The following is a 21617-nucleotide window of genomic DNA, read 5'->3' as shown; positions in this document are numbered from 1 at the left end:
GCGAGGGATGCGTATGTCTGACATGACCGTTTGGGATATTGCCATTCTGGCGCCGCTGGCTCTGATGCTTTCGATGGTTGCTCTCTGGCTGATGGGCCGCACCGCGACCACCGCCGCCGCTGATGAAACTGGAAAGCAAGAGACAGTGTTTCTCTTTCGGGGCGGGATCTTGGTCGATCACGACGCTGCGAACCTGCTCCTTCCCGACGCGCGGGAGGAAGAGAACGATTGGGCGCGGTTCCGCAGGTGGATGGGCGTTCGCTTTGGGAGTTTGCCGCACGGGTATGAGGATCTGACCGACGGGGAGAGCCTTCGGTTGCTGTCGGACGGCACGGCGCACCTCCATCTCTCCCGTCAGAACGAGTCAGTGCGCGCTGTGCTGCGGGACGATGCGCCCGCCGATGCCGCCGCCCGCCACGCTCAGGCCTGTCACCACCACGATCTTCAATCCCAATCCCTCGCCGCGCAGAGCGCGCCGCTCCCCGTCTGGATCATGGACGCAGGCGGCACCGTGATCTGGCAGAATGACCGCGCACGCACTATCGCACCTCGACACGCCGCGCGCCTTACTGGACCTCCCGATGATCTGCCTGACATCGGTGACACCCTGCGGACACGGCTGACCCTGACGGGCGAAGCGGGATCGGCGGATCAATGGTATGATCTGCATGTGACCCGCACAGAGTCCGGCACCATTCATTATGCGTTCGACATCACACGCCTGATCCGGGCAGAAACAGCGCAACGCGATTTTGTCCAGACGCTCAGCAAGACCTTTGCTGATCTGACTGCCGGGCTGGTGGTGTTCGACCGGGCCAAGACATTGGCGGTTTTCAACCCCGCGCTGACCGATCTCACAGGTCTCTCGCCTGAATTTCTCAGCGCGCGGCCGAGTCTCTTTGGCTTTTTCGACGCCTTGCGCGACCGGATGGTGATGCCCGAACCCAAAAACTACGCAAGCTGGCGCGGCCAGATCGCCGATATGGTCAAGAGCGCCACGGGCGGTCTCTATCACGAGGTCTGGACCCTGCCCTCGGGCCAGACCTACCGCGTTACCGGGCGGCCCCATCCTGATGGCGCCGTGGCCTTTCTGATCGAGGATATCTCGCTCGAGGTCTCGGCCACCCGGCGTCACAGGCTCCAGATGGACCTGCACCGATCCGTCATCGACCGGCTGGAGGACGGGATCGCCGTGCTCGCGCAGGATGGTCGTCTTCTCTTCTGCAACACCCCATTTGGCGAGATGCTGGGGATCGACCCGGATGTCACCTTTGCCGAGATGAGGCTGCATGACGTGATCACCGCGTGCAACGCACGCTATCCCGATCCCGGCCTCTGGCCGGAGATAGAGGATCGCATCACGACGCGGCGTCTCGCTGCAACTCTCCACGACAGCGCCGGCCCACCGGGGCAAAAGGGGGCGGACGTGCGGGTGGTGCCGCTTGGTCGAGGCCAGTTCATGCTCTGCCTCAAGAGCCGGGAAAGCACATCAACAGACCCTGTTGGCCTGCCCGCACGCTGATCCGGGTTGCGGGCGAACGCGGCGTGTGTAGTGTCGGAGCATGTCCGATCACAGCGCACTCATCCCCCTCGCCAGCCCCGATGCGACCTGCGCCTTGGCCCAAGGCCTAGCACCCCGGCTCAGACCCGGCGATACGGTCCTGCTCTCGGGCGGCGTGGGCGCGGGCAAGACCCATTTCGCCCGCTGCCTGATCCAGTCCCTGCTGATCACCCCCGAGGATGTGCCCTCGCCCACCTACACGCTTGTCCAGACCTATCCGGGGCGGACGGCCGACATCTGGCACGCCGACCTATACCGCTTGAGCGACGCAATTGAGCTTGTCGAACTCGGCCTGACAGAGGCGTTTTCCGACGCCATTTGCCTGATAGAATGGCCCGACCGTCTCGGGGATCTGACCCCGATTGATGCCCTCTGGCTGCATTTCGACCCATTGACAGACCCCGGCGCGGAGGATCGCCGCCTCTTGCGGTTGACGTGGCAGGATGACAGGTGGGAACAGCGACTAGAGGGGCTATTGAATGACTGACCGCACTGCCCTGATGCAGGGTTTTCTCTCAGGGACTGATTGGGCCGATGCGGCACTTTCCCCTTTGGCAGGCGATGCCTCTAACCGGCGCTATCTGCGGCTTCGGCGCGACACCGGCGCGCGTGCCGTGCTGATGGATGCACCACCCGAACGTGGCGAGGATGTGCGCCCCTTCCTGCACATTGCCGGTTATCTCACCGGCCTCGGCCTCAGCGCCCCGCAGGTCTTTGCACGGGATGAGGCGCGGGGTTTTTTGATCCTTGAGGATCTGGGCGACGCACTCTTTGCCCGCGTCATCCCGGTTGCACCACAAATGGAGCAACAGCTATATGCCGCTGCCACCGATGTGCTGACCGAATTGCACCGCGCCCCCCCGCCTGAGGGTCTCTCACCATACGGCCCCGATACCATGACCGAAATGGCGGCCCTCGCCTTTGATTGGTATCTCACTGGCGCTACGGGTGAAAACAGCCCGCAGCGGGCCGAGGCGCTCGCCGCGCTGCACAGCCTCTTGCGCCAGTATGCCGGAACCACTGATGTCCTCGTCCTGCGCGATTATCACGCCGAAAACCTGCTCTGGCTGCCTGGGCGCATTGGCGCGGCCCGTGTCGGCCTCCTCGATTTTCAGGATGCCATGACCGGCCACCGCGCCTATGATCTGGTTTCGGTGCTGCAAGACGCCCGCCGTGATGTGCCCCACAGTATCGAGACCGCGATGATCTCCCGCTATTGTGCTGCGACCGGCACCGACCAGACCGCCTTCGAGGCCGCCTATCATTGTCTCGGCGCGCAGCGCAATCTGCGTATCCTCGGTGTCTTTGCCCGGCTCTGCCTGCGCGATGGCAAGGCGCATTATATCGACCTCATGCCGCGCGTCTGGGATCATCTGCAGCGGGATCTGGATCACCTGGCGCTGGCCCCGGTCGCGGAAATCTTGCGCGCTGCCCTGCCTGCGCCAACTGCGGCCATCAGAGAGCGCCTGCGCGCGCAACGCGCGCCATGAGCCTACCGCTGATGCTCTTTGCCGCCGGGTTTGGCACGCGCATGGGCGCGCTCACCGCGACCCGTCCCAAACCGCTGATCGAGGTGGCAGGTCGCCCGCTCATCGACCACGCGCTCGATCTGGTCACGACGCATGGCGCGGCACCGGTGGTGGCAAACCTGCACTATCTGCCTGATCAACTGGCGCAGCATCTGGCCGGACGCGCTATCCGCTTCTCTCTCGAAACGCCTGAGATTTTGGAAACCGGCGGCGGCTTGCGCGCCGCTCTACCGCTGCTTGGCCCCGGCCCGGTCTTTACCATGAACACCGATGCGGTCTGGCGCGGCCCCAACCCGCTCGACCACTTGGCACGCCTCTGGCGCCCCGCCGAGATGGACGCGCTCTTGCTCTGCATCCCGCGCGCACAGGCCGTGGGCCATAACGGGGCCGGGGATTTTCACATCGCCCCCGACGGGCGCGCCACACGCGGCGCGGGCTCTGTCTATTCCGGGCTTCAGATCGTGAAACCCGACCTGCTCCACACGATCCCCGAGCGCGTCTTTTCCCTAAACCGCCTCTGGGACATGATGCTGGCCAAGGGCAGGCTCTATGCCGCGGATTACCCCGGCCACTGGTGCGATGTTGGTCGCCCCGAGGGCATCACCCTTGCCGAAACCCTGCTGGCGGCCCCTGATGTTTGATCCCTCCGACACCCCACGCCTCTATGGCATGCCCCCCGGCGTGGATTTCCCCCGCGCTCTGGTCGAGGGCCTGCGCGCGCGTCACGCAGGCCAGCCGCACGAAACCCTCGCGCGCGTGCAGCTCATCGTCAACACCCGCCGCATGGCTCGCCGTATCCGCGAGCTGTTCGACCAAGGCCCCCCCTGCCTCTTGCCGCGCATCAGCCTTCTGACCGATCTCGGAGAGCTGTGGGATCTCGCCCATATCCCCGATCCGGTACCGCCCCTGCGCCGCAGGCTGGAACTGGTGCAACTCATCACCACGCTGCTCGACAACGCCCCCGATCTCGCCCCGCGCAGCGCGATCTACGACCTTTCCGATAGCCTTGCCGGGCTGATGGATGAAATGCACGGCGAAGGCGTCTCGCCGCGCGCCATCGAGGCGCTCGATGTCAGCGACCAATCCGGCCATTGGGCGCGGATCAAATCCTTTCTCGGCATCGTCCGCCATTATTTCGAGGCAGGCGGTGCCGCCCCCGATGTGGAAACCCGCCAACGGCTCGTGATCGAACGGCTGGCCGCCCTCTGGGCCGAAACCCCGCCAACGCATCCCGTCATCCTCGCAGGCTCCACCGGCTCGCGCGGGGCGACGCAGCATCTCATGCAGGCGGTCGCGCGCCTGCCGCAGGGTGCGGTGGTGCTGCCCGGCTTCGACTTTGACATGCCCGCCTCCGTCTGGGACGCGCTGGGCGATGCGATGCTGTCCGAGGATCATCCGCAATACCGCTTTTGCCGCGTGGCAGCGGGGGCCGGGATCACGCCTTCGGACATTCGCCCATGGTCCGATACGCCCCCCGCCAACCCGGCGCGCAATGCGCTCGCGTCGCTGGCCCTGCGCCCCGCGCCCGTGACCGATCAATGGCTGCGCGACGGCCCGCATCTGGCGGACATTGCCGGGGCCATGGCCGATGTGACGCTGGTCGAGGCCCAATCGCAGCGACAAGAGGCGCTGGCCATCGCCATGCGCCTGCGTCAGGCGGCCGAGGACGGGCACACCGCCGCCCTCATCACCCCCGACCGCACGCTGACCCGCCAAGTGACCGCAGCCCTCGACCGCTGGGATATATTGCCCGATGACAGTGCCGGTCTGCCGCTGCACCTCTCGCCGCCGGGGCGCTTCCTGCGCCATGTCGCGGATCTCTTCCGCAACCGGCTCAGCGCCGAATCGCTCCTCACGCTGCTCAAGCATCCGCTGGCGCATCAGGGGGCCGAGCGCGGTTCGCATCTGCGCCTCACACGCGAGTTGGAATTGCACCTGCGCCGCAATGGTCCGCCCTATCCAACGGACGAAAGCCTGCGCGCTTGGGGTGCGGGGCAAAAGGATACGCTCGCCCCCGATTGGGTGAACTGGCTCTGTGATTGCTTTGTGAACAGGGACTATTCCGGCGAAATGCCGCTGGAAACCAGTGTCGCGGTGCATCTGGACCTGGCCGAAAAGATCGCCCAAGGCTGCCATGGCACAGGCTCTGGCACACTATGGCTCAAGGATGCGGGCCAAGAGGCGCAAAAGGCGGTGACCGAGTTGAAAACCGAGGCCCATCACGCAGGCGCGCTCAGCGCCAGTGACTATTCCAGCCTGTTTCACAAGATCCTGAGCGCCCGCGAGGTACGCAATCCGGTCGATCCCCACCCCCAGATCCTCATCTGGGGCACGCTTGAGGCGCGCGTTCAGGGGGCCGATCTCTTGATCCTCGCCGGGCTGAATGAGGGCAGTTGGCCCGAATCCCCCAAGCCCGACCCATGGCTCAACCGCGCGCTGCGCCATCAGGTGGGTCTCTTGCTGCCCGAACGGCGCATGGGCCTCTCGGCGCATGATTTCCAACAGGCGATTGCCGCGCCCGAGGTCTGGCTCACCCGGTCCGTGCGCTCTGCGGATGCCGAAACCGTGGTCTCGCGCTGGCTCAACCGTATTCTGAACTTGCTCTCTGGCCTGCCGGATCAGGGCGGGCAGGCGGCGATTGATTCTATGCGCGCCCGAGGCCGCCTCTGGCTCGACCGCGCCACGGCACTGGAGGAACCAGGCGAGGTGCCCCGTGCCACACGTCCGGCACCCGCGCCCCCCGTTGCCGTGCGCCCTGATCACCTGACCGTGACGGAAATCAAGCGGCTCATCCGCGATCCTTACGCCATTTACGCCCGGCATATCCTCAAGCTGCGCCCGCTCGATCCGCTGATGCGCGCGCCAGATGCGCTCTTACGCGGCACGGTGCTGCACGAAATCCTCGAAGGCTTCATTCGCGAAACACTGGAGCATCCCGCACACTGTACTCACGCTACATTGATGCAGCATGCAGAGACTGTTCTAGCCCAAAACGTCCCTTGGGCCGAGGCGCGTGCCCTCTGGCTGGCGCGTCTGGAACGTGCAGCCGACTGGTTCATCGAGACGGAATTCGCCCGCCGCGCGCGTGCGCATCCCGTCGCGTTCGAGGCCAAGGGCCGCGCCACCTTGCCCGATCTGGGCTTTACCCTCTCGGCCAAGGCGGATCGGCTCGATCTCGATGATCTGGGGCAGGTCCATATCTATGACTACAAGACCGGCGCGCGCCCTTCTGCCAAGGAACAGACCCGTTTCGACAAGCAATTGCTGCTTGAGGCCGCGATTGCCACCCGCGCAGGTTTTGCCGATATGGGGCCCAGCCGCGTGGCCCGCGCGGTGTTCATCGGGTTGGGCAGCGATCCCAAAGAGCTGGACGCGCCGCTTGACGCAGAGCCGCCGGAGAAAATCTGGTCCGAGTTTCACGCGCTGATGTCGGCCTATTTCGACCCTGATATGGGCTATACTGCCCGCCGCGCCCCGCGCATGGCCGAGGATGATGGCGATTACGACCAACTGGCGCGCTATGGCGAATGGGAAATGACCGACACCCCGCACGTGACCAAGGTGGGCCAATGACCGCCCGTGACGCCGCAACTCAGGCGCAGGTCGAGGCCGCGCGTCCCGACCTTTCGACATGGCTCTCGGCCAATGCGGGCTCGGGCAAGACACGCGTTTTGACCGACCGCGTGGCGCGGCTCTTGCTCGACGGGGTCGACCCACAGCATATCCTCTGCCTCACCTATACCAAGGCCGCGGCAAGTGAGATGCAAAACCGCCTCTTTCGCCGCCTTGGCGCTTGGGCGATGTTGGCCGATGACGCGCTCAAGCAGGAATTGGACCTCTTGGGCCATGAGGGCGCGATCACGGATCAGACCCTGCGCGAGGCGCGCCGCCTCTTTGCCCGCGCGATCGAGGCGCCGGGTGGGCTGAAAATCCAGACAATCCACTCCTTTTGCGCCTCGCTCTTGCGCCGCTTTCCGCTCGAGGCGGGCGTCACACCGCAATTCACAGAAATGGAGGATCGCACCGCCACCCTCCTGCGCGCCGAGATTGTCGAAGAGCTGGCTGCCGGACCACACGCATCCACGTTTTATGCGCTTGCCAGACACTATTCCGGCGAAACTCTGGAAAAACTGACGGCCGAGATCGTGCGCCACCGCACCGGTTTCGCGCAACCGCTGAGCCGTGCCGACCTCGCCGCCCTCTTTGATCAGCCCGAGGGCCTCAGCCCTGAAATGATCCGCGACCGGGTGTTTTTGGGCAACGAACAGGCGCTTCTTGATCACCTCCTGCCTGCTCTTCAGGCCGGGTCCGCCAATGACGTCAAGGCTGCCGCCAAACTAGCGCGAATTGGCGCGCTCGACACCGGCGCGCTGCCGCTTTTGGAGGATGTCTTTCTCACTGGCAAGGGGGCGAAATCCCCCTTTTCCGCCAAGTTAGGCTCTTTCCCAACCAAGGCGACCCAAGGCACCCTCGCCCATGCGATGCCGCAGATCGAGCAATGGATGCTGCGCGTCGAGGAGACGCGCCCCGCGCGCCTTGCTCTCCTCGCCATGCAGAAAACCCGCGCCTTGCATGAGTTCGCCCGCGCCTTTCTGCCTGCCTATGAGCGCGCCAAGCAGTTGCGCGGCCTCCTTGATTTCGACGACCTGATCCTGCGCGCCCGTGATCTTCTGACCGATCCGGCGGTTGCGGCTTGGGTGCTCTACCGGCTTGATGGCGGCATCGACCACATTCTCGTGGACGAGGCGCAGGACACCAGCCCGGTGCAATGGCAGGTAATCGAACGTCTGGCGCAGGAATTCACCAGTGGCGAGGGTGCGCGCGCCGATGTGGCCCGCACCATCTTTGTCGTGGGCGACAAGAAACAATCGATCTATTCCTTTCAGGGGGCCGATCCGCGCGAATTCGACCGCATGCAGCAGGAGTTTGGCCTGCGTCTGGGGGCCACCAACCGCCCCTTGCAATCGCGCGTGCTGGCCTATTCCTTTCGCTCGTCGCGGGCCATCCTGACCACCGTCGATTGCTGCTTTGATCAGAGCAGCGAGAGCGGTTTTACGCCGGAAGAGGGTCACAAAGCCTTTTTTGACACGCTACCCGGCCGGGTCGATCTCTGGCCTTTGGTCGAAAAACCGGAAGAGGATGAACCACCCGCCTGGCACATGCCCGTTGACATCCGCGCCACCAACGATCCCGCGATCCTTTTGGCGCGGCAGGTGGCGGCCGCCATGCGCGACATGATCGCCGCGCGACAGGCGATCCCCGACCCGAAATCGCCCAGCGGATTTCGCGCCGTGCAACCGGGTGATTTCCTGATCCTCGTGCGTCGTCGCTCCGCGCTCTTTCACGAGATCATCCGCGAGTGCAAGGCGCAGGGCCTGCCCATCGCCGGGGCTGATCGGCTCAAGGTCGGGGCAGAGCTTGCCGTGCGCGATCTTGAGGCGCTCTTGTCCTTTCTCGCCACGCCGGAGGATAGTCTGGCGCTCGCCACTGCCCTGCGCTCGCCGCTCTTTGGCTGGTCCGAGGCGCAGCTTTACAATCTCGCCCAAGGGCGCAACCATCCCTATCTCTGGGAGGAGTTCCGCGCCCGCGAGGCCGAGTATCCCGAGACGATGGCGATCCTGCGCGACCTGCTCGACAACGCCGATTTCCTTCGCCCCTATGACCTGATCGAGCGTATCCTGACCCGCCACGATGGCCGCCGTCGTTTGCTCGCCCGTCTGGGGACCGAGGCCGAGGATGGCATTGACGCGCTTTTGGCGCAGGCGATGGCCTATGAGAGCCGCGCGGTCGATAGCCTCACCGGCTTTCTCGTCTGGATGGAAACCGACGATCTCGAGATCAAGCGCCAACTCGACAGCGCCGGCAACCGCATCCGCGTGATGACCGTGCATGGCTCCAAGGGGCTGGAGGCGCCCGTGGTGATCCTGCCTGAATGCGGCACATGGCGCATGCCGAACACACCGCAGATCGTGACGCAAAGCGGCCATGCGCTCTGGACCGGGCGCGCCGACGACATGCCACCCACCTTGGCCGAAGCGATTGAGGCCGAACGCTGCGCGCTGCTCGCGGAACGTGACCGCCTGCTCTATGTCGCTATGACCCGGGCCGAAACTTGGCTCATCGTCGCCGCCCATGGCGATTTGGGCAAGCAGGGCGACACGTGGTATGACAAGGTGAAACGCGGGATGGCGGCGGCAGGTGCGCAGCCCCACAGCTTTGCCCATGGCCCCGGCTTGCGTCTCGATCATTGCACTTGGGCCGAAACAGAGACGAAATCGACGCCCTCCGCGCCGCCTCTGACACTCGCTCTCGATCCGCTCTTTCAGCGCCCCGCGCTGATGCCTGTGCGCCTCAAAACGCTCAGCCCCTCCGATCTTGGCGGGGCCAAGGCGCTGCCCGGCGAACGCGGGCTGGATGAAGAGGCCGCCAAGCGGCGCGGTCGCCAGATTCACCGCCTGCTTGAATTCCTGCCCACCGTGCCTGCCTCCGACTGGCCCGCCACCGCCGCGCGGCTCCTCTCCAACGGCAGCGATGCCGCCACTGGCGAGGAACTCGCACTCCTTCTTGCCGAGGCGGACAAGGTGCTGACGCGGCCCAGCCTGATGGCCCTCTTTACCCCGGATGCCCTGACCGAGGTGGCGATTACCGCCAACCTTGGCCCGCTTCAGGGGCGGCGCATCCATGGCATCATGGACCGTCTGATCATCGAAGAGACGCGCATCCTTGCCGTCGATTTCAAGACCAACGCGCTTGTACCCGAAACCGCCACCGACTGTCCCGATGCCCTCTTGCGCCAGATGGGCGCCTATGCGCATGCGCTCGCACAGCTTTACCCTGACCACCGTATCGAGACCGCAATTCTCTGGACCCGCACCGCGACGCTCATGTCCTTACCCCACGATCTTGTGACTGCGGCGCTGGAATCCACCACCATCGCTTGACGCGCCCGGTCCGGCTACATAGGTTCAGGCTCGAAACCCTGACCGCTAGGAGAAATGAAATGGCCACCGTTGCCGTCACCGACGCCACATTCGACGCCGAAGTCAAGAATTCCAACATCCCCGTCGTGGTGGATTTCTGGGCCGAATGGTGCGGCCCGTGCAAACAGATCGGTCCGGTTCTAGAAGAGCTGTCTAGCGAACTGTCCGGCAAGGTCAAGATTGTCAAAGTCGATGTGGACAGCAATCCGAATTCCGCCGTCGCCATGGGCGTGCGCGGCATTCCCGCGCTCTTCATATTCAAGGATGGGCAGGTCGTCTCGAACCGCGCTGGCGCTGCCCCCAAGGCCGCACTCCAGAGCTGGATCGAAGACAGCATCTGAGACCGCAGAAATACGTCTTGGAAGGGGGCCACGCCTGTCGTGGCCCTTTTTCTTTGTCCAGAAAACCTGCATGATCGCCCCATGACCCTGACCAATGCCGACATCACAGAGCTGACCGCCCTGCGCCGCGTGTTGCACCAACACCCTGAGGTGTCGGGGGACGAGCAGGGAACCGCACAGCGCATCACCGAGGCGCTTGGCGCTCACACACCCGACCGGCTCCTGACCGGGCTTGGCGGGCATGGCGTGGCGGCGGTCTATCAGGGCCGAGACCATGGCCCGACGATCCTCTTTCGCTGCGAACTCGACGCGCTGCCGATCACCGAGCAGGGCGACCTGCCCCACCGTTCGACCGTGCCAGGCACGGGCCATCTCTGTGGCCATGACGGGCATATGACGGTGCTTCTGGCGCTCGCGCGCCTCTTGTCTCGTCAGCGCCCTGCCCGGGGTCGTGTTGTCCTGCTCTTTCAACCCGCCGAGGAAACCGGCGCAGGCGCTGGGGCCGTGCTGAGTGACCCAGAATTCGAGACTATTTCACCCGAATATGCCTTTGCCTTGCACAATATGCCCGGCCTACGGCTTGGCCATGTGGGCCTGATCCCCGGCCCGGTCAATTGCGCCTCGCGCGGCATGGCTGTCACTCTCATCGGTAAATCCGCCCATGCGTCAGAGCCGGAAAATGGCCGCTCACCGATGCACACATTGGCGCATCTCATGCCCGCGCTGACGACCCTCAGCCACGGCACGCCCCAAGACAGCGATTTCACGCTGGCCACGGTCACGCATGCCCTGATGGGCGCCCCCGCCTTTGGCATCGCGCCGGGCGAGGCGACACTCTACGTTACCCTTCGCACGCTGACCGATGGCGGTATGCAGGCGCTTTGCGATGCGGCCGAAACACTGGTGACGGACGCAGCCATGTCACAAGGTCTCATCCCCGAGATCACCTACCATGACATTTTCGCCCATTGCGAAAATCACCCTGAGGCTACCCTGATCTTGCGCCGCGCGCTCGATACGCTGCACATGCCCCATGACGCACGCGGCCTGCCGATGCGCGCCTCCGAGGACTTTGGCCGCTTCGGTCATAGCGCCAAGGCGGCGATGCTCTTTCTTGGCGCGGGCACAAATCACGCCGCCCTGCACAATCCAGATTACGATTTCCCTGATGACCTCATCCCCATCGGCGCGCGGATCTTTCATCAGGTCGCCCGCGACATGCTTGGGTGAAACCGACCTTTACTCCAACGGCCAGCCAAGCACTCTGAGCCGCGCGGCGATCTGGTCCGATGCCTCTGGCGCACCGGCATTTATGGACGTCAGCTTGAGAAACCAGAGCAGGTATTTGTCCCACTCCGGGGCGTGCCGCTCTACCAGATCAAAGGCCTTTTCCACCCCAATATCTGCCACGTTCAGCATCGCGTGATGAAAATCTATCTTGGCAAAAACGATTGCGGGCTTGCGGAAAAACATCGCCATCAACGCGACCGATGAATTCTCCGTCACCACAAAATCACAGTCGCGCAGATGCGTCTCCATCCCGCCTGTGGTCACGTCCAACAGAGGATGGGCGCGGCGCAACTCCTCCAGCTTCTGCATGTCAGAGCCCGAATATTGCTCTTTGGGATGCAGCCCCGCGATCACCCGCCTGCCGTCCGCCCGGTGCAGCGTGTCGCGCAGCATCTCGAGCGGCGACGCCACCTGAAACGAGCGCCGCTCGCCGATATGCCCTTGCAGAGCCACATAGATTGTCCCGTCGCGGCGGGTGTCGTCGGGGTCCAAGTCAAACTTCCGCTTGGCCCAGTATTTGGCAAAACGCGTGGCCTCTGCCGGGTCAATCTGGCTGGGGTCAATTTCCGCGCGGGCGACATCGAAATTCCACCGCTCCGCTGTCCGCTCGATCCGCCAGAATGGCATGAGATAGGCAACCCGCAGGCTGAGCCCCTTGGCATGGGCCGGTTCCTGCATCAGAAAGAGGGCGTATTCGTCCGCGTCCGCAGCGGTCCATGTATCCACCGGGCCTGCCGTGCAAATATCCAGCGCCCAGCCGGACAGCGCCAATGCCTGTTGCAGTTTGTTCACGAAATTATGGTCGCCCGCCCGGGCGCGCGCGTCCATCGGATTTGGGAAATACAGCCGCGCGCGGTGACCTTGCATCATGGCGCAAAACCTAATCCACACCACTCCTTTGCTCAAGCCGCTTGAAAGCCGGGCAAAGGTTGTAAACATTGAGTGCGACAGTCATATAGGGCCGCGAAACGGAAGGAATATCATATGTCCGAGACCAGATTTCCCGGTTGGCACGGCACCACCATCATCGGTGTGCGGCGCGGCGGCGAGGTTGTCGTGGCTGGTGACGGTCAGGTCAGCCTTGGCCAGACCGTGATCAAGGGCACCGCCCGCAAGGTGCGCCGCCTCTCGCCCGGTGGTCATCCGGTGGTGGCCGGGTTCGCGGGATCGACCGCAGATGCCTTTGCCCTGCTCGAACGTCTGGAAACCAAGCTCGAGGCGACACCGGGCCAGTTGCAACGCGCCTGCGTGGAACTCGCCAAGGACTGGCGCACCGACAAATACCTGCAAAAGCTCGAGGCGATGCTGATCGTCACCGATGGCGATCAGCTCTATGTCATCACAGGCGCGGGCGATGTGCTCGAGCCAGAGCATGACGTGGCTGCCATCGGCTCTGGTGGCAACTACGCCCTCGCCGCCGCGCGCGGCCTAGCCGAAAACCCCGACCTGAGTGCCGAAGACATAGCCCGCCGCGCCATGGCCATCGCCGCCGATATCTGCGTCTACACCAATGGCAACCTGACGGTGGAAAGGATTTCCAAATGACCGACCTGACCCCGCGAGAGATTGTCTCGGAGCTTGACCGCTACATCATCGGCCAACGCGACGCCAAGCGCGCCGTCGCCGTGGCCCTGCGCAACCGTTGGCGGCGCAAGCAACTGGCCGACGACCTGCGCGATGAGGTCTATCCCAAGAACATCCTCATGATCGGCCCCACGGGCGTCGGCAAGACCGAGATCAGCAGACGCCTCGCCAAACTCGCCCGCGCCCCCTTCATCAAGGTCGAGGCGACCAAGTTCACCGAAGTCGGCTATGTCGGGCGCGATGTCGAGCAGATCATCCGCGATCTGCTGGACAGCGCCATCGCCCAGACCCGCGACTGGATGCGCGACGACGTCAAGACCCGCGCCGAACAGGCCGCCGAGGAACGCGTGATCACCGCCATCGCCGGTGAGGATGCCCGCCCCGGCACCCGCGACATGTTCCGCAAGAAGCTGCGCGATGGCCTGCTCGATGACACGATGATCGATATCGAGGTGGCCGATACCTCCAACCCATTGGGCATGATGGATATCCCCGGCCAGCCCAGCGGCCAGATGGGGATGATGAACCTTGGCGACATCTTCGGCAAGGCGTTCGGCCAGCGCACCACCACCAAGCGCGTCACCGTCGCCGACAGCTACGCGCTGCTCATCGGCGAAGAGGCCGACAAACTCCTGGATGATGAGGCTGTCCATCGCACAGCCCTCGAGGCGGTCGAACAGAACGGCATTGTCTTTCTCGATGAGATCGACAAGGTCTGCGCCCGCTCCGATGCGCGCGGCGCCGATGTCAGCCGCGAAGGTGTGCAGCGTGACCTGCTGCCGCTGATCGAGGGCACGACCGTCAGCACCAAATATGGCCCGGTCAAGACCGACCATATCCTCTTCATCGCCTCGGGGGCCTTTCACATCGCCAAGCCGTCCGACCTCTTGCCCGAATTGCAAGGTCGCCTGCCCATCCGGGTCGAGTTGCGCGCGCTGACAGAGGCCGATTTCGTCCGCATCCTGACCGAGACCGACAATGCCCTCACCCTTCAATACACCGCCCTCATGGGCACCGAAGAGGTGACGGTCAGCTTTACCGAAGACGGCATCGCCGCCCTCGCCCATATCGCCGCCGAGGTCAATCAGTCGGTCGAAAACATCGGCGCCCGCCGCCTCTACACCGTCATGGAACGGGTGTTCGAAGAACTCTCCTTCACCGCCCCCGACCGCGCCGGCGAGACCGTGGTGGTCAATGCCGCGTTCGTTGAGGCGAATTTGGGGGAGCTGATGCGGTCTGCGGATTTGAGCAGGTATGTTTTGTAGAGGGGGGAATGGCTCTAGGTCAGAATTTCTCAAACACGTTTTGCAACAAGGTTTCGATGTGAGCTGCAGACTTGTTTACTGAGACCCTTAAGCTGTTTGGATGACCACAACCGTTTCGTAGATCAAGACAGCTTTGGAGCTGAGCTTTGACGTTCTTGCCAATGATCGAAAGCATCTCAATCCGGTCCAGAAAGTCACGCTCAGTCATCTTGCCAATGTCATCCTGAGACTTGGCAGGCCTCCATTTATTGTTGACGCGCATTGCTTCGGTGTTGAACTTGGCGAGGTGGTTCCGGTGGATGTGCTTCTGTAGCACGTCAACCGCACCCAACCAAGACATGACGATAGCAGAGCGATACAACTCGGCTTCGTGGCACTTAATGGCCTCTTCCACAAAGTCTCGTGTTTGCGGGTCAGTGATTTTGGCTAGGTGATTGCGGAGGTCGACAGCGACCTGCATTGCAGCGGGACTTATAGTAGCAACCCCCAAGTCCCGTAAGTGCATCTTTCCGGCTTCGGTCAACTCCCATCCAGCCGTGCGGATTGCTTTGCCCTTAGACGCGCTTAGTGTCGAAGAGACGTTCCATTTCCGCATTGCTCTAAAGCCTGCAGTATCGGCAAGCTCGTTAATCTTCGACACCGAGATAGGCTCGTCCTGAGTTGCTAAAACAAGCAAAATCTTGTCGAGCTTACCAAGGTCTTTGTGTAGCCACTCTTTTAATTCAACCGATGTTAGCAACTTTAACCTCAAGTTGCTTTCTCTCGCTCGCGCTTAGAGCGTAGGTGTCCTTGGAAATCTGGTTAATACGCTTGTTCTTTAGGAGCGTTTCAATGCTCTTACTCAAGTTATTGCTGTAAGTATTTGGTCTTGTAGTAGGTCGTAGCTGTTTTCATTTCAGTCAAGATTTCGGAGCGAGTAGACGATGCTTTTCCTTGCACAAATTCAAGATTTGAAATTGCGCAAATCACTAGATCTGCACCGGAGTTGGAATTTAGATGGGCTGCAATAGTATTTGTCGAGAAGTCATACAACCCTCCCTGCGCACGTGTCGGGACAGCGTTGCCGTTTGTGCCAGTTGGTAGGGTAACGGTTGCAAGTGCAGGCGGCGGAGTTTCATCGGGAACTTTGGAAGCCAACCCGCCCATAGTTTCCAACAGCGCCTCGATGCCACCTGTTAGGAACTCGGGGTCGCCCTCATACTCAAGCTCCATTGAGCCAACTTTTAATTTGATCTTGGCAACCTGTGACTTCGAATCAGTCATCAGAACCTCCATTGAACCAACAATTGCTTAGCCTACCCTCTATAGTTGATCGTATCAATATATTGTGCTCAAAGCTCAGAGTGCGCTAGATAAATGTGGTAAAGTGGGCGCTATTGGTAAGCGTAGGATAAGCAAACCTACCACCATCCCCGGCCATTCCCGCGGAGGCGGGAATCTCTTCCTTCAATGTCGCCGCCACCCCTCGCAATCCCCACCTGCGCGGGGATGACGTGTTAGAGACCCGGCGGGCGCAATGCCCTCCACTTGACCAACTCCCCCACTTCCCCCTCCCCATCCCCCGCGCTAAACATCTCTCATGGTTGTTCCGGTTCTGATCCTTGCCCTCTCCCTGATCGGCGTTGCCGTGGCGCTGATGCTGCCCGGCTATGGCGATCTGATCCTGCTGGCGGGGCCTTGTGCCGTCGCCGCTCTGATCCTGCTCTTGCGCGCCCTTGCCAAGCGGATCACGGCCCCGCCCGACCCCGGACCAGAGCCGAACCGTATCCTGATCGACGGCTCCAATGTCATGTATTGGCGCGACAACACCCCGCAGATCGAGACGCTGCGCGAGGTCATCGCCACTCTGCGCCGGATGGGTTTTGCACCGGGCGTCGTCTTTGATGCCAATGCGGGCTATCTGCTCAAGGGCCGCTACAAACACGATGACGCCATGGGCAGGTATCTGGGACTGGCCGAGGATTGGGTGATGGTCGTGCCCAAGGGCACCGTTGCGGATACCTATCTCTTGACCGTCGCGCGGGATGTGGGCGCGCCCATTGTCACCAATGACCGCTACCGCGATTGGGCCGCTGCCTTTCCCGAAGTCACCGAACCGGGGCGGCTCATCCGGGGCGGGTATCGCGACGGGGCGCTCTGGCTCGATGGTATGGGCACGCCGCCCCCGGCGTGAGGCGCGCGGCGCGACCGTCCCGTTAACCCTGCGCTTTCGGGCCCCGATACCGAAGCGATGCCGCAAAGGGTTTTCCCGTGTTAACAAGGGCCTGACCCCCTGATTCGCCCCCTCGGGCGGAAAGCGCTTTTCTCTCCCCCCGTTTCACGCGAACAAGGGGCATGCCGATTCTCGCCTTTCTCCGTGACAACGCACCCTGGCTTAGCGCCGGGGTTGTGCTGACCTTTCTCAGCAGTTTCGGGCAGACCTATTTCATCTCGATCTTCGCGGGCGAGATCCGTGAGACTTTTGCGCTAAGCCACGGGGAATGGGGCGGAATTTACATGCTGGGCACCACCGCCTCGGCGCTGGTGATGGTCTGGGCCGGGGGCCTGACGGACCACTTTCGGGTGCGACGGCTTGCGCCCATCGTGCTGGTGATGATGGTCGGAGCCTGTCTTTTCATGGCCAGCAACCCGGTCTGGTGGCTCTTGCCCCTGGTGATCTTCGCCCTCCGCCTCACCGGCCAGGGCATGATGAGCCACCTCGCCGTGGTCGCGATGGCCCGCTGGTTCGTGGCCGCACGCGGCAAAGCCCTCTCCATCGCCACCTTGGGTTTTGCCCTTGGCGAGGCCTTCTTGCCTCTGATTTTCGTCTCGCTCCTGCAGGTGCACGACTGGCGGCTCCTCTGGGTTGCCGCCGGCATCGTTGCAGCCATCGGCATTCCCCTCCTGCTCCTTCTCTTGCGACGTGAACGCACACCGCAGAGCTGGGCGCAGACTAGCCAATCGCTCGGCATGGACGCGCGTCATTGGACCCGCAACCAGTCGCTCAGGCACTACCTGTTCTGGTTCATGGTGCCAGCCCTTCTTGGTCCCTCGGCCTTCAACACTGCGTTCTTCTTTCATCAAGTGCATATTGCAGAGGTCAAGGCGGTCAGCCACGTGGCTTTGGTGGCAATGTTTCCGATCTATACGGCCGTGGGCATCGGCGCGATGATCCTCTCGGGTTGGGCGCTTGACCGCATCGGCACGGCGCGGCTCCTGCCCTTCATGCAATTGCCGATGGTCGTGGCCTTTCTCTGCTTCGCCATGGCGGATGGTCCGGGCCTGTTGCTCGCGGGGTTTGTGTTTCTCGCAATGACCACAGGGGCGAACAGCACCCTGCCAAATGCCTTTTGGGCCGAGTTCTATGGCACCGCCCACCTTGGCAGCATCAAGGCCATGGCCGCCGCACTCATGGTATTTGGCTCTGCCATCGGGCCGGGTCTGACTGGGCTGGGGATAGATCTGGGTCTTGGAATCGAAACGCAATTCTTGATCATTGCTGGCTATTTCATCTTTACCAGCGTCATGATGGCCATCGGGGTGTCGCGGGCGCGCCCGTCTCTATCTCTGACGCCTTAGATAGACATAATAGGCCCCGCCACCGCCGTGTTTCAGATGCGCCTCGGTGATCTGCAACACCAAAGGCGCGAGCGGCGGCATTCGCAACCATTGCGGCACATTATGACGCAGAACGCCGTGCCGCACCGGGATCGGGCCACCGGTATCACGATCCTTGCCTTTGCCCGTGACCACCAGAACCAGCCGCAACCCCGCCGCATGCGAACGCAGAATGAACCCCGTCAACGCAGGATGCGCTCGGTCCATGGTCATGCCATGCAGGTCGATTTTGCCTTCAGGAACCAGTTTTCCGCGTTTCATCCGCTGAAACGCCTTCTTGTCCATGCTGACCGGCGCGGCGGCCAGCCGCTCTGAGATCGCAGGTAGCACATCATGAGCAGGACTCGCGCGCCCAGACGTGGTGCCGATCTGAAAATCCTCCAGCCGGGGCAGGACCGGGGCGTTCCGCGGATTGCGGATCATGGGTTCGGGCGTTCTGTCGTCGGATCGTGGCTCTTCGGGTCGCATGCGCTGCGCCGTGCGCGCCACCTGATGCCACAGTTCCAACTCGTCAGGCCGGACGCGCCTGCGGCTCACGGCGCCTGCTCCGGTAGCATCGCATAGGCGCGCTGAATCGGCATCAGCACCACCATCCGCCCCGGATCTCGCAGCCGTCCCGCCGCCTGCCCTGCCGCATCTCCAGTACCAAAGAAGATATCAGCCCGTTGTGCACCCTTGATCGCAGATCCGGTATCCTGCGCCACCATCAGGCGGCGGATCGGACCATCGCCCTCTTTCTCGATCCAGACCGGCGCACCAAGCGGCACAAAGGCCGGATCGACCGCCACTGTGCGCCCCGTCGTCACAGAACGGTTCATCGCCCCGAGTGGTCCACGTTCTGCGGGCACATTATCCAGCCTGCGAAAAAATACATAGGACGGATTGTGGTAGAGCAACTCACGCCCCTCTTCCGGATTGCGCCGCACCCAGTTCTTGATCACCTCAGCCGACACCTGATGCACCGAATAAATGCCACGCTGCACCAGTTCGACGCCGATCGACCGATAGGGGTGACCATTGGCTCCGGCATAACCCACCCGGATCACCTGTCCATTCTCGAGCCTGATCCGCCCTGACCCTTGGATCTGTAGAAAAAACAATTCCACCGGATCATCGACCCAGGCAATCTCCAACCCGCGACCGCGCATCACATCCGTCGTTTCGATCTCGCGGCGTGTGATCCACGGGTTCGACAGCCGCGCTTCCGGTGGTTCTCGGTAAACCGGGTAGCGATAGCGCCCATCGGGGCGCGTCGCGCCATTCAACTCAGGTTCAAAATAGCCGGTAAAAAGCGCAGGCTTGCCTTCGGAAACGATCACTGGCCGGAAAAACAGTTCAAAGAAACCCCGCGCGTCTGGTCTCTGCTGCGCCAGCGCACAGAGCGCGCGCCAATCAGGGTCCTTCATATCGGGGCAGGTGTTCAAAAACACCGAGAGTGCCGCCGCGTGATCATCCTCGGACCAGCCGTTCAGATCATCAAAGCCCAGGATTTCGTGCGACACGTCCTGCGCTGTGGCCGGTGCTCCGCACCAGAGCCACAGCCCCAGAACGATCCGCCACAGCCCTTTGGTCATTCGCCCGTTGCGACAAGCCGCCAGTTGGGATCATCCGACCCCATGATACGCTCATAGGTCCAGATATCCTTCTGACGTTTTGACTGGCCAGGTGCTCCCTCGACGATTTCGCCGTTGCTATCTCGCACGACGGACACCAGTTCGCCCACATAGCGCACCGTTATTTCCGCACGTCGCGTCGCTGCATCGAATTTTGAATCGAACAGCGACAATTCCCGTACTCCGATGAATTCCGCCTCGATGCTCAGCCCCTGCTGCTCGCGGGAATCGACCACCTGCGCAAAGGTCTCATAGACCTCCCGATCGAGAAACGGCGTGATCTCATCCAGCTTGCCACGCTCAAAGGCCATCAGAATCATCTCATAGGCGCCGCGCGCCCCTTGCAAGAAGGTCGTGACACTGAAATCCGGCTCGATCCGCTTCATATCGGCCAAGGCGCCGGCTGCCTCAGAATCCTCGGGCACATGATCAACGATGTCGTGATCCGGTCCGCCCTCGATCACCTCGAACTCACGGCGGCGGCTGGTATCGGGTGTGGGCGTGCTGCGGGCCGGACCTTCAAATCCGTCTCGCGTGCCCAGAACACTCTTCAGCCGCAAAATCAAAAAGATGGCGATACCGGCAAGCACCAGTAACTGCAAAATCGGCGAATTCATGGGCACCTCTTGTTGTGCGGGGCATGGTAAGCGTCAACGCTCGTTCTTATGTAGGGGTTGGACAGGGCCAAGTCCACCGTAAGGGTCATAAAACAAAGGAGGGCCGCGCATGTGGCTTTTTTTGGCATTTCTTGCCGTTCCGATTATCGAGATCGCATTGTTCATTCAGGTGGGCGGGCTGATCGGGCTCTGGCCGACGCTGGCGATTGTCGTGTTGACCGCCGTGATCGGCACATGGCTCCTGCGGATGCAGGGGGCGGTGGCCTTGTCAAACCTGCGCCGCTCCTTCTCTGAACTGGATGACCCCTCAGAGCCGTTGGCCCATGGGGCGATGATCCTCTTTGCGGGGGCGCTTTTGCTCACACCGGGGTTTTTCACCGACGCGGTGGGGTTTGCCCTTCTGATACCGTCGGTCCGACGAGCGGTCTTTGCGCAGGTTCGCCAACGCGTGCATGTGCAACGGTTTGAGATGGGCAATCGCCCACCTCCCGCCAGAGAAGACGTGGTCGAGACCGAGTATCAGGACGTGACCCCCGACCACCCGCGCAAATCCCCCGACCGCAGATTGAATTAAGGTCATCCGCCCCAATCGCTACTCGGTGCTGTTGGTGGACGGTCTCAGGATTGCCGATGGGGTGAGCTTTAGGGCAGCACATTTAACGCAGCGCAGAGTTACTCACATCAATTTCAGCGGCTCATCGCATAGTTCTTGATAGGTAAATCCAATCAAACAACGGAATATCAATATTGATAGCTGATCAAGAAATGTGTTTTCTGTTCGTAGACAAAACAGGAGACAAAACAATGTCATCAACTCTCTTTCACCCGATCACCGCAGGATATCAGCCGACAACAGAGCGTGGCGGGTTGCCCGCGCGGGTCGTCCGGGCCATCGCGAAGGGGCTCGACGTGCTGACCAGCGCCGTCTCGCGCCGCAATTTGATTGCCGAGCTTGAGGCTAAAAGCGACGCGGACCTCGCCGCTCTGGGGATCAGCCGCAACCAGATTGCACGGCATGTCCACTGTGATCTGTTCTACGCCTGAGCGTGCGGCGGCTTTGGGGTGGGTTTTGACCCACCCTACGGTTGCCGTGGAGGCGATAGCCTTGGGCGCAGCAGGCACGGCGCATGGCCCGTGCTACAAGACGCAAGATATGCGTGCGCGGTGGTGGCGACAAGGGGGGATGGGGCCAAAGTCTCTGGTCTTTGGGAAGGGTAGATGAAACCCGCCAAGGCCGGAT

20 protein-coding genes are annotated in these 21617 nt (G+C 62.3%); 14 read left to right on the top strand and 6 right to left on the bottom strand.

The genetic code is table 11. From position 1 onward, the window contains the following. Positions 1-13 precede the first annotated feature (13 nt). From ACSSVY_RS01000 to ACSSVY_RS00965, 8 genes are all read left to right on the top strand, one after another. On the top strand, positions 14-1522 hold the full coding sequence (locus ACSSVY_RS01000; RefSeq protein WP_454267506.1) for a PAS-domain containing protein: 1509 nt from the start codon (positions 14-16) through the stop codon (positions 1520-1522). A gap of 40 nt (positions 1523-1562) precedes the next feature. Further along, a complete protein-coding gene (gene tsaE, locus ACSSVY_RS00995; RefSeq protein ID WP_454267505.1) occupies positions 1563-2048 on the top strand; it encodes a tRNA (adenosine(37)-N6)-threonylcarbamoyltransferase complex ATPase subunit type 1 TsaE in 486 nt (161 codons plus the stop codon). After that, a complete protein-coding gene (locus tag ACSSVY_RS00990) occupies positions 2041-3051 on the top strand; it encodes an aminoglycoside phosphotransferase family protein (RefSeq protein WP_454267504.1) in 1011 nt (336 codons plus the stop codon). The genes tsaE and ACSSVY_RS00990 overlap by 8 nt, the downstream gene beginning before the upstream one ends. After that, the gene (locus ACSSVY_RS00985) at positions 3048-3731 is read left to right on the top strand and encodes a nucleotidyltransferase family protein (RefSeq protein ID WP_454267503.1); all 684 of its coding nucleotides are present in this window, start codon (positions 3048-3050) and stop codon (positions 3729-3731) included. The genes ACSSVY_RS00990 and ACSSVY_RS00985 overlap by 4 nt, the downstream gene beginning before the upstream one ends. Further along, positions 3724-6663, top strand: coding sequence for a double-strand break repair protein AddB (gene addB, locus ACSSVY_RS00980; RefSeq protein ID WP_454267502.1), 2940 nt, complete (start codon positions 3724-3726; stop codon positions 6661-6663). The genes ACSSVY_RS00985 and addB overlap by 8 nt, the downstream gene beginning before the upstream one ends. Further along, positions 6660-10031: a double-strand break repair helicase AddA gene (gene addA, locus ACSSVY_RS00975; RefSeq protein ID WP_454267501.1), complete on the top strand. Its 3372-nt coding sequence runs from the start codon at positions 6660-6662 to the stop codon at positions 10029-10031. Before addB ends, addA begins: the two co-directional genes overlap by 4 nt. Positions 10032-10090: 59 nt before the next feature. After that, positions 10091-10411: a thioredoxin gene (gene trxA / locus ACSSVY_RS00970; RefSeq protein ID WP_454267500.1), complete on the top strand. Its 321-nt coding sequence runs from the start codon at positions 10091-10093 to the stop codon at positions 10409-10411. 81 nt (positions 10412-10492) lie between these two features. Further along, entirely contained in the window at positions 10493-11641 is a 1149-nt protein-coding gene (locus ACSSVY_RS00965; protein WP_454267499.1) for an amidohydrolase, read from the top strand. Positions 11642-11650: 9 nt separating this feature from the next. On the opposite strand, the gene ACSSVY_RS00960 is transcribed toward ACSSVY_RS00965, so the two are convergent. Continuing rightward, on the bottom strand, positions 11651-12571 hold the full coding sequence (locus ACSSVY_RS00960) for a hypothetical protein (RefSeq protein WP_454267498.1): 921 nt from the start codon (positions 12569-12571) through the stop codon (positions 11651-11653). Positions 12572-12685: 114 nt separating this feature from the next. Here ACSSVY_RS00960 and hslV point away from each other — a divergent pair, with 114 nt between their 5' ends. Together hslV and hslU are read left to right on the top strand one after the other, a co-directional pair. Further along, a complete protein-coding gene (gene hslV, locus ACSSVY_RS00955) occupies positions 12686-13246 on the top strand; it encodes an ATP-dependent protease subunit HslV (RefSeq protein WP_454267497.1) in 561 nt (186 codons plus the stop codon). Beyond that, entirely contained in the window at positions 13243-14550 is a 1308-nt protein-coding gene (hslU, locus tag ACSSVY_RS00950) for an ATP-dependent protease ATPase subunit HslU (RefSeq protein WP_454267496.1), read from the top strand. Before hslV ends, hslU begins: the two co-directional genes overlap by 4 nt. Before the next feature lie 19 nt (positions 14551-14569). On the opposite strand, the gene ACSSVY_RS00945 is transcribed toward hslU, so the two are convergent. Further along, the gene (locus tag ACSSVY_RS00945) at positions 14570-15289 is read right to left on the bottom strand and encodes a hypothetical protein (RefSeq protein ID WP_454267495.1); all 720 of its coding nucleotides are present in this window, start codon (positions 15287-15289) and stop codon (positions 14570-14572) included. Between the two features lie 107 nt (positions 15290-15396). Continuing rightward, positions 15397-15813 carry a hypothetical protein gene (locus ACSSVY_RS00940; protein ID WP_454267494.1) on the bottom strand — a complete coding sequence of 139 codons (417 nt, stop codon included), beginning with the start codon at positions 15811-15813 and terminating at the stop codon, positions 15397-15399. A gap of 316 nt (positions 15814-16129) precedes the next feature. On the opposite strand from ACSSVY_RS00940, the gene ACSSVY_RS00935 reads away from it, so the two are divergent. After that, positions 16130-16723 (top strand): NYN domain-containing protein, encoded by a 594-nt coding sequence (locus tag ACSSVY_RS00935; protein ID WP_454267493.1) that lies wholly within the window; start codon positions 16130-16132, stop codon positions 16721-16723. Between the two features lie 161 nt (positions 16724-16884). Further along, on the top strand, positions 16885-18108 hold the full coding sequence (locus ACSSVY_RS00930; RefSeq protein ID WP_454267492.1) for an MFS transporter: 1224 nt from the start codon (positions 16885-16887) through the stop codon (positions 18106-18108). Here ACSSVY_RS00930 and ACSSVY_RS00925 read toward each other — a convergent pair. The 3 genes from ACSSVY_RS00925 to ACSSVY_RS00915 are packed head-to-tail and all read right to left on the bottom strand — an operon-like array spanning position 18091 to position 20377. Then, positions 18091-18684, bottom strand: a complete 594-nt coding sequence (locus ACSSVY_RS00925; protein ID WP_454267491.1) for a Smr/MutS family protein — start codon at positions 18682-18684, stop codon at positions 18091-18093. The two genes, ACSSVY_RS00930 and ACSSVY_RS00925, sit on opposite strands and share 18 nt — an antisense overlap. Next, positions 18681-19721 carry a murein transglycosylase A gene (gene mltA, locus ACSSVY_RS00920; protein WP_454267490.1) on the bottom strand — a complete coding sequence of 347 codons (1041 nt, stop codon included), beginning with the start codon at positions 19719-19721 and terminating at the stop codon, positions 18681-18683. Before mltA ends, ACSSVY_RS00925 begins: the two co-directional genes overlap by 4 nt. Next, the gene (locus ACSSVY_RS00915; protein WP_454267489.1) at positions 19718-20377 is read right to left on the bottom strand and encodes a Tim44/TimA family putative adaptor protein; all 660 of its coding nucleotides are present in this window, start codon (positions 20375-20377) and stop codon (positions 19718-19720) included. The genes mltA and ACSSVY_RS00915 overlap by 4 nt, the downstream gene beginning before the upstream one ends. 109 nt (positions 20378-20486) lie before the next feature. Between ACSSVY_RS00915 and ACSSVY_RS00910 the strand changes: the two genes are divergently transcribed. Together ACSSVY_RS00910 and ACSSVY_RS00905 are read left to right on the top strand one after the other, a co-directional pair. Then, positions 20487-20951, top strand: coding sequence for an FxsA family protein (locus ACSSVY_RS00910; protein WP_454267488.1), 465 nt, complete (start codon positions 20487-20489; stop codon positions 20949-20951). 230 nt (positions 20952-21181) lie between these two features. Next, positions 21182-21421, top strand: coding sequence for a hypothetical protein (locus ACSSVY_RS00905; protein ID WP_454267487.1), 240 nt, complete (start codon positions 21182-21184; stop codon positions 21419-21421). Positions 21422-21617: the final 196 nt, after the last annotated feature.

It is taken from the genome of Roseovarius sp. MBR-51, from assembly GCF_053628575.1.
Note: the sequence above shows the minus strand (reverse complement) of the source record. Positions and strands in the feature narration are given on the sequence as shown.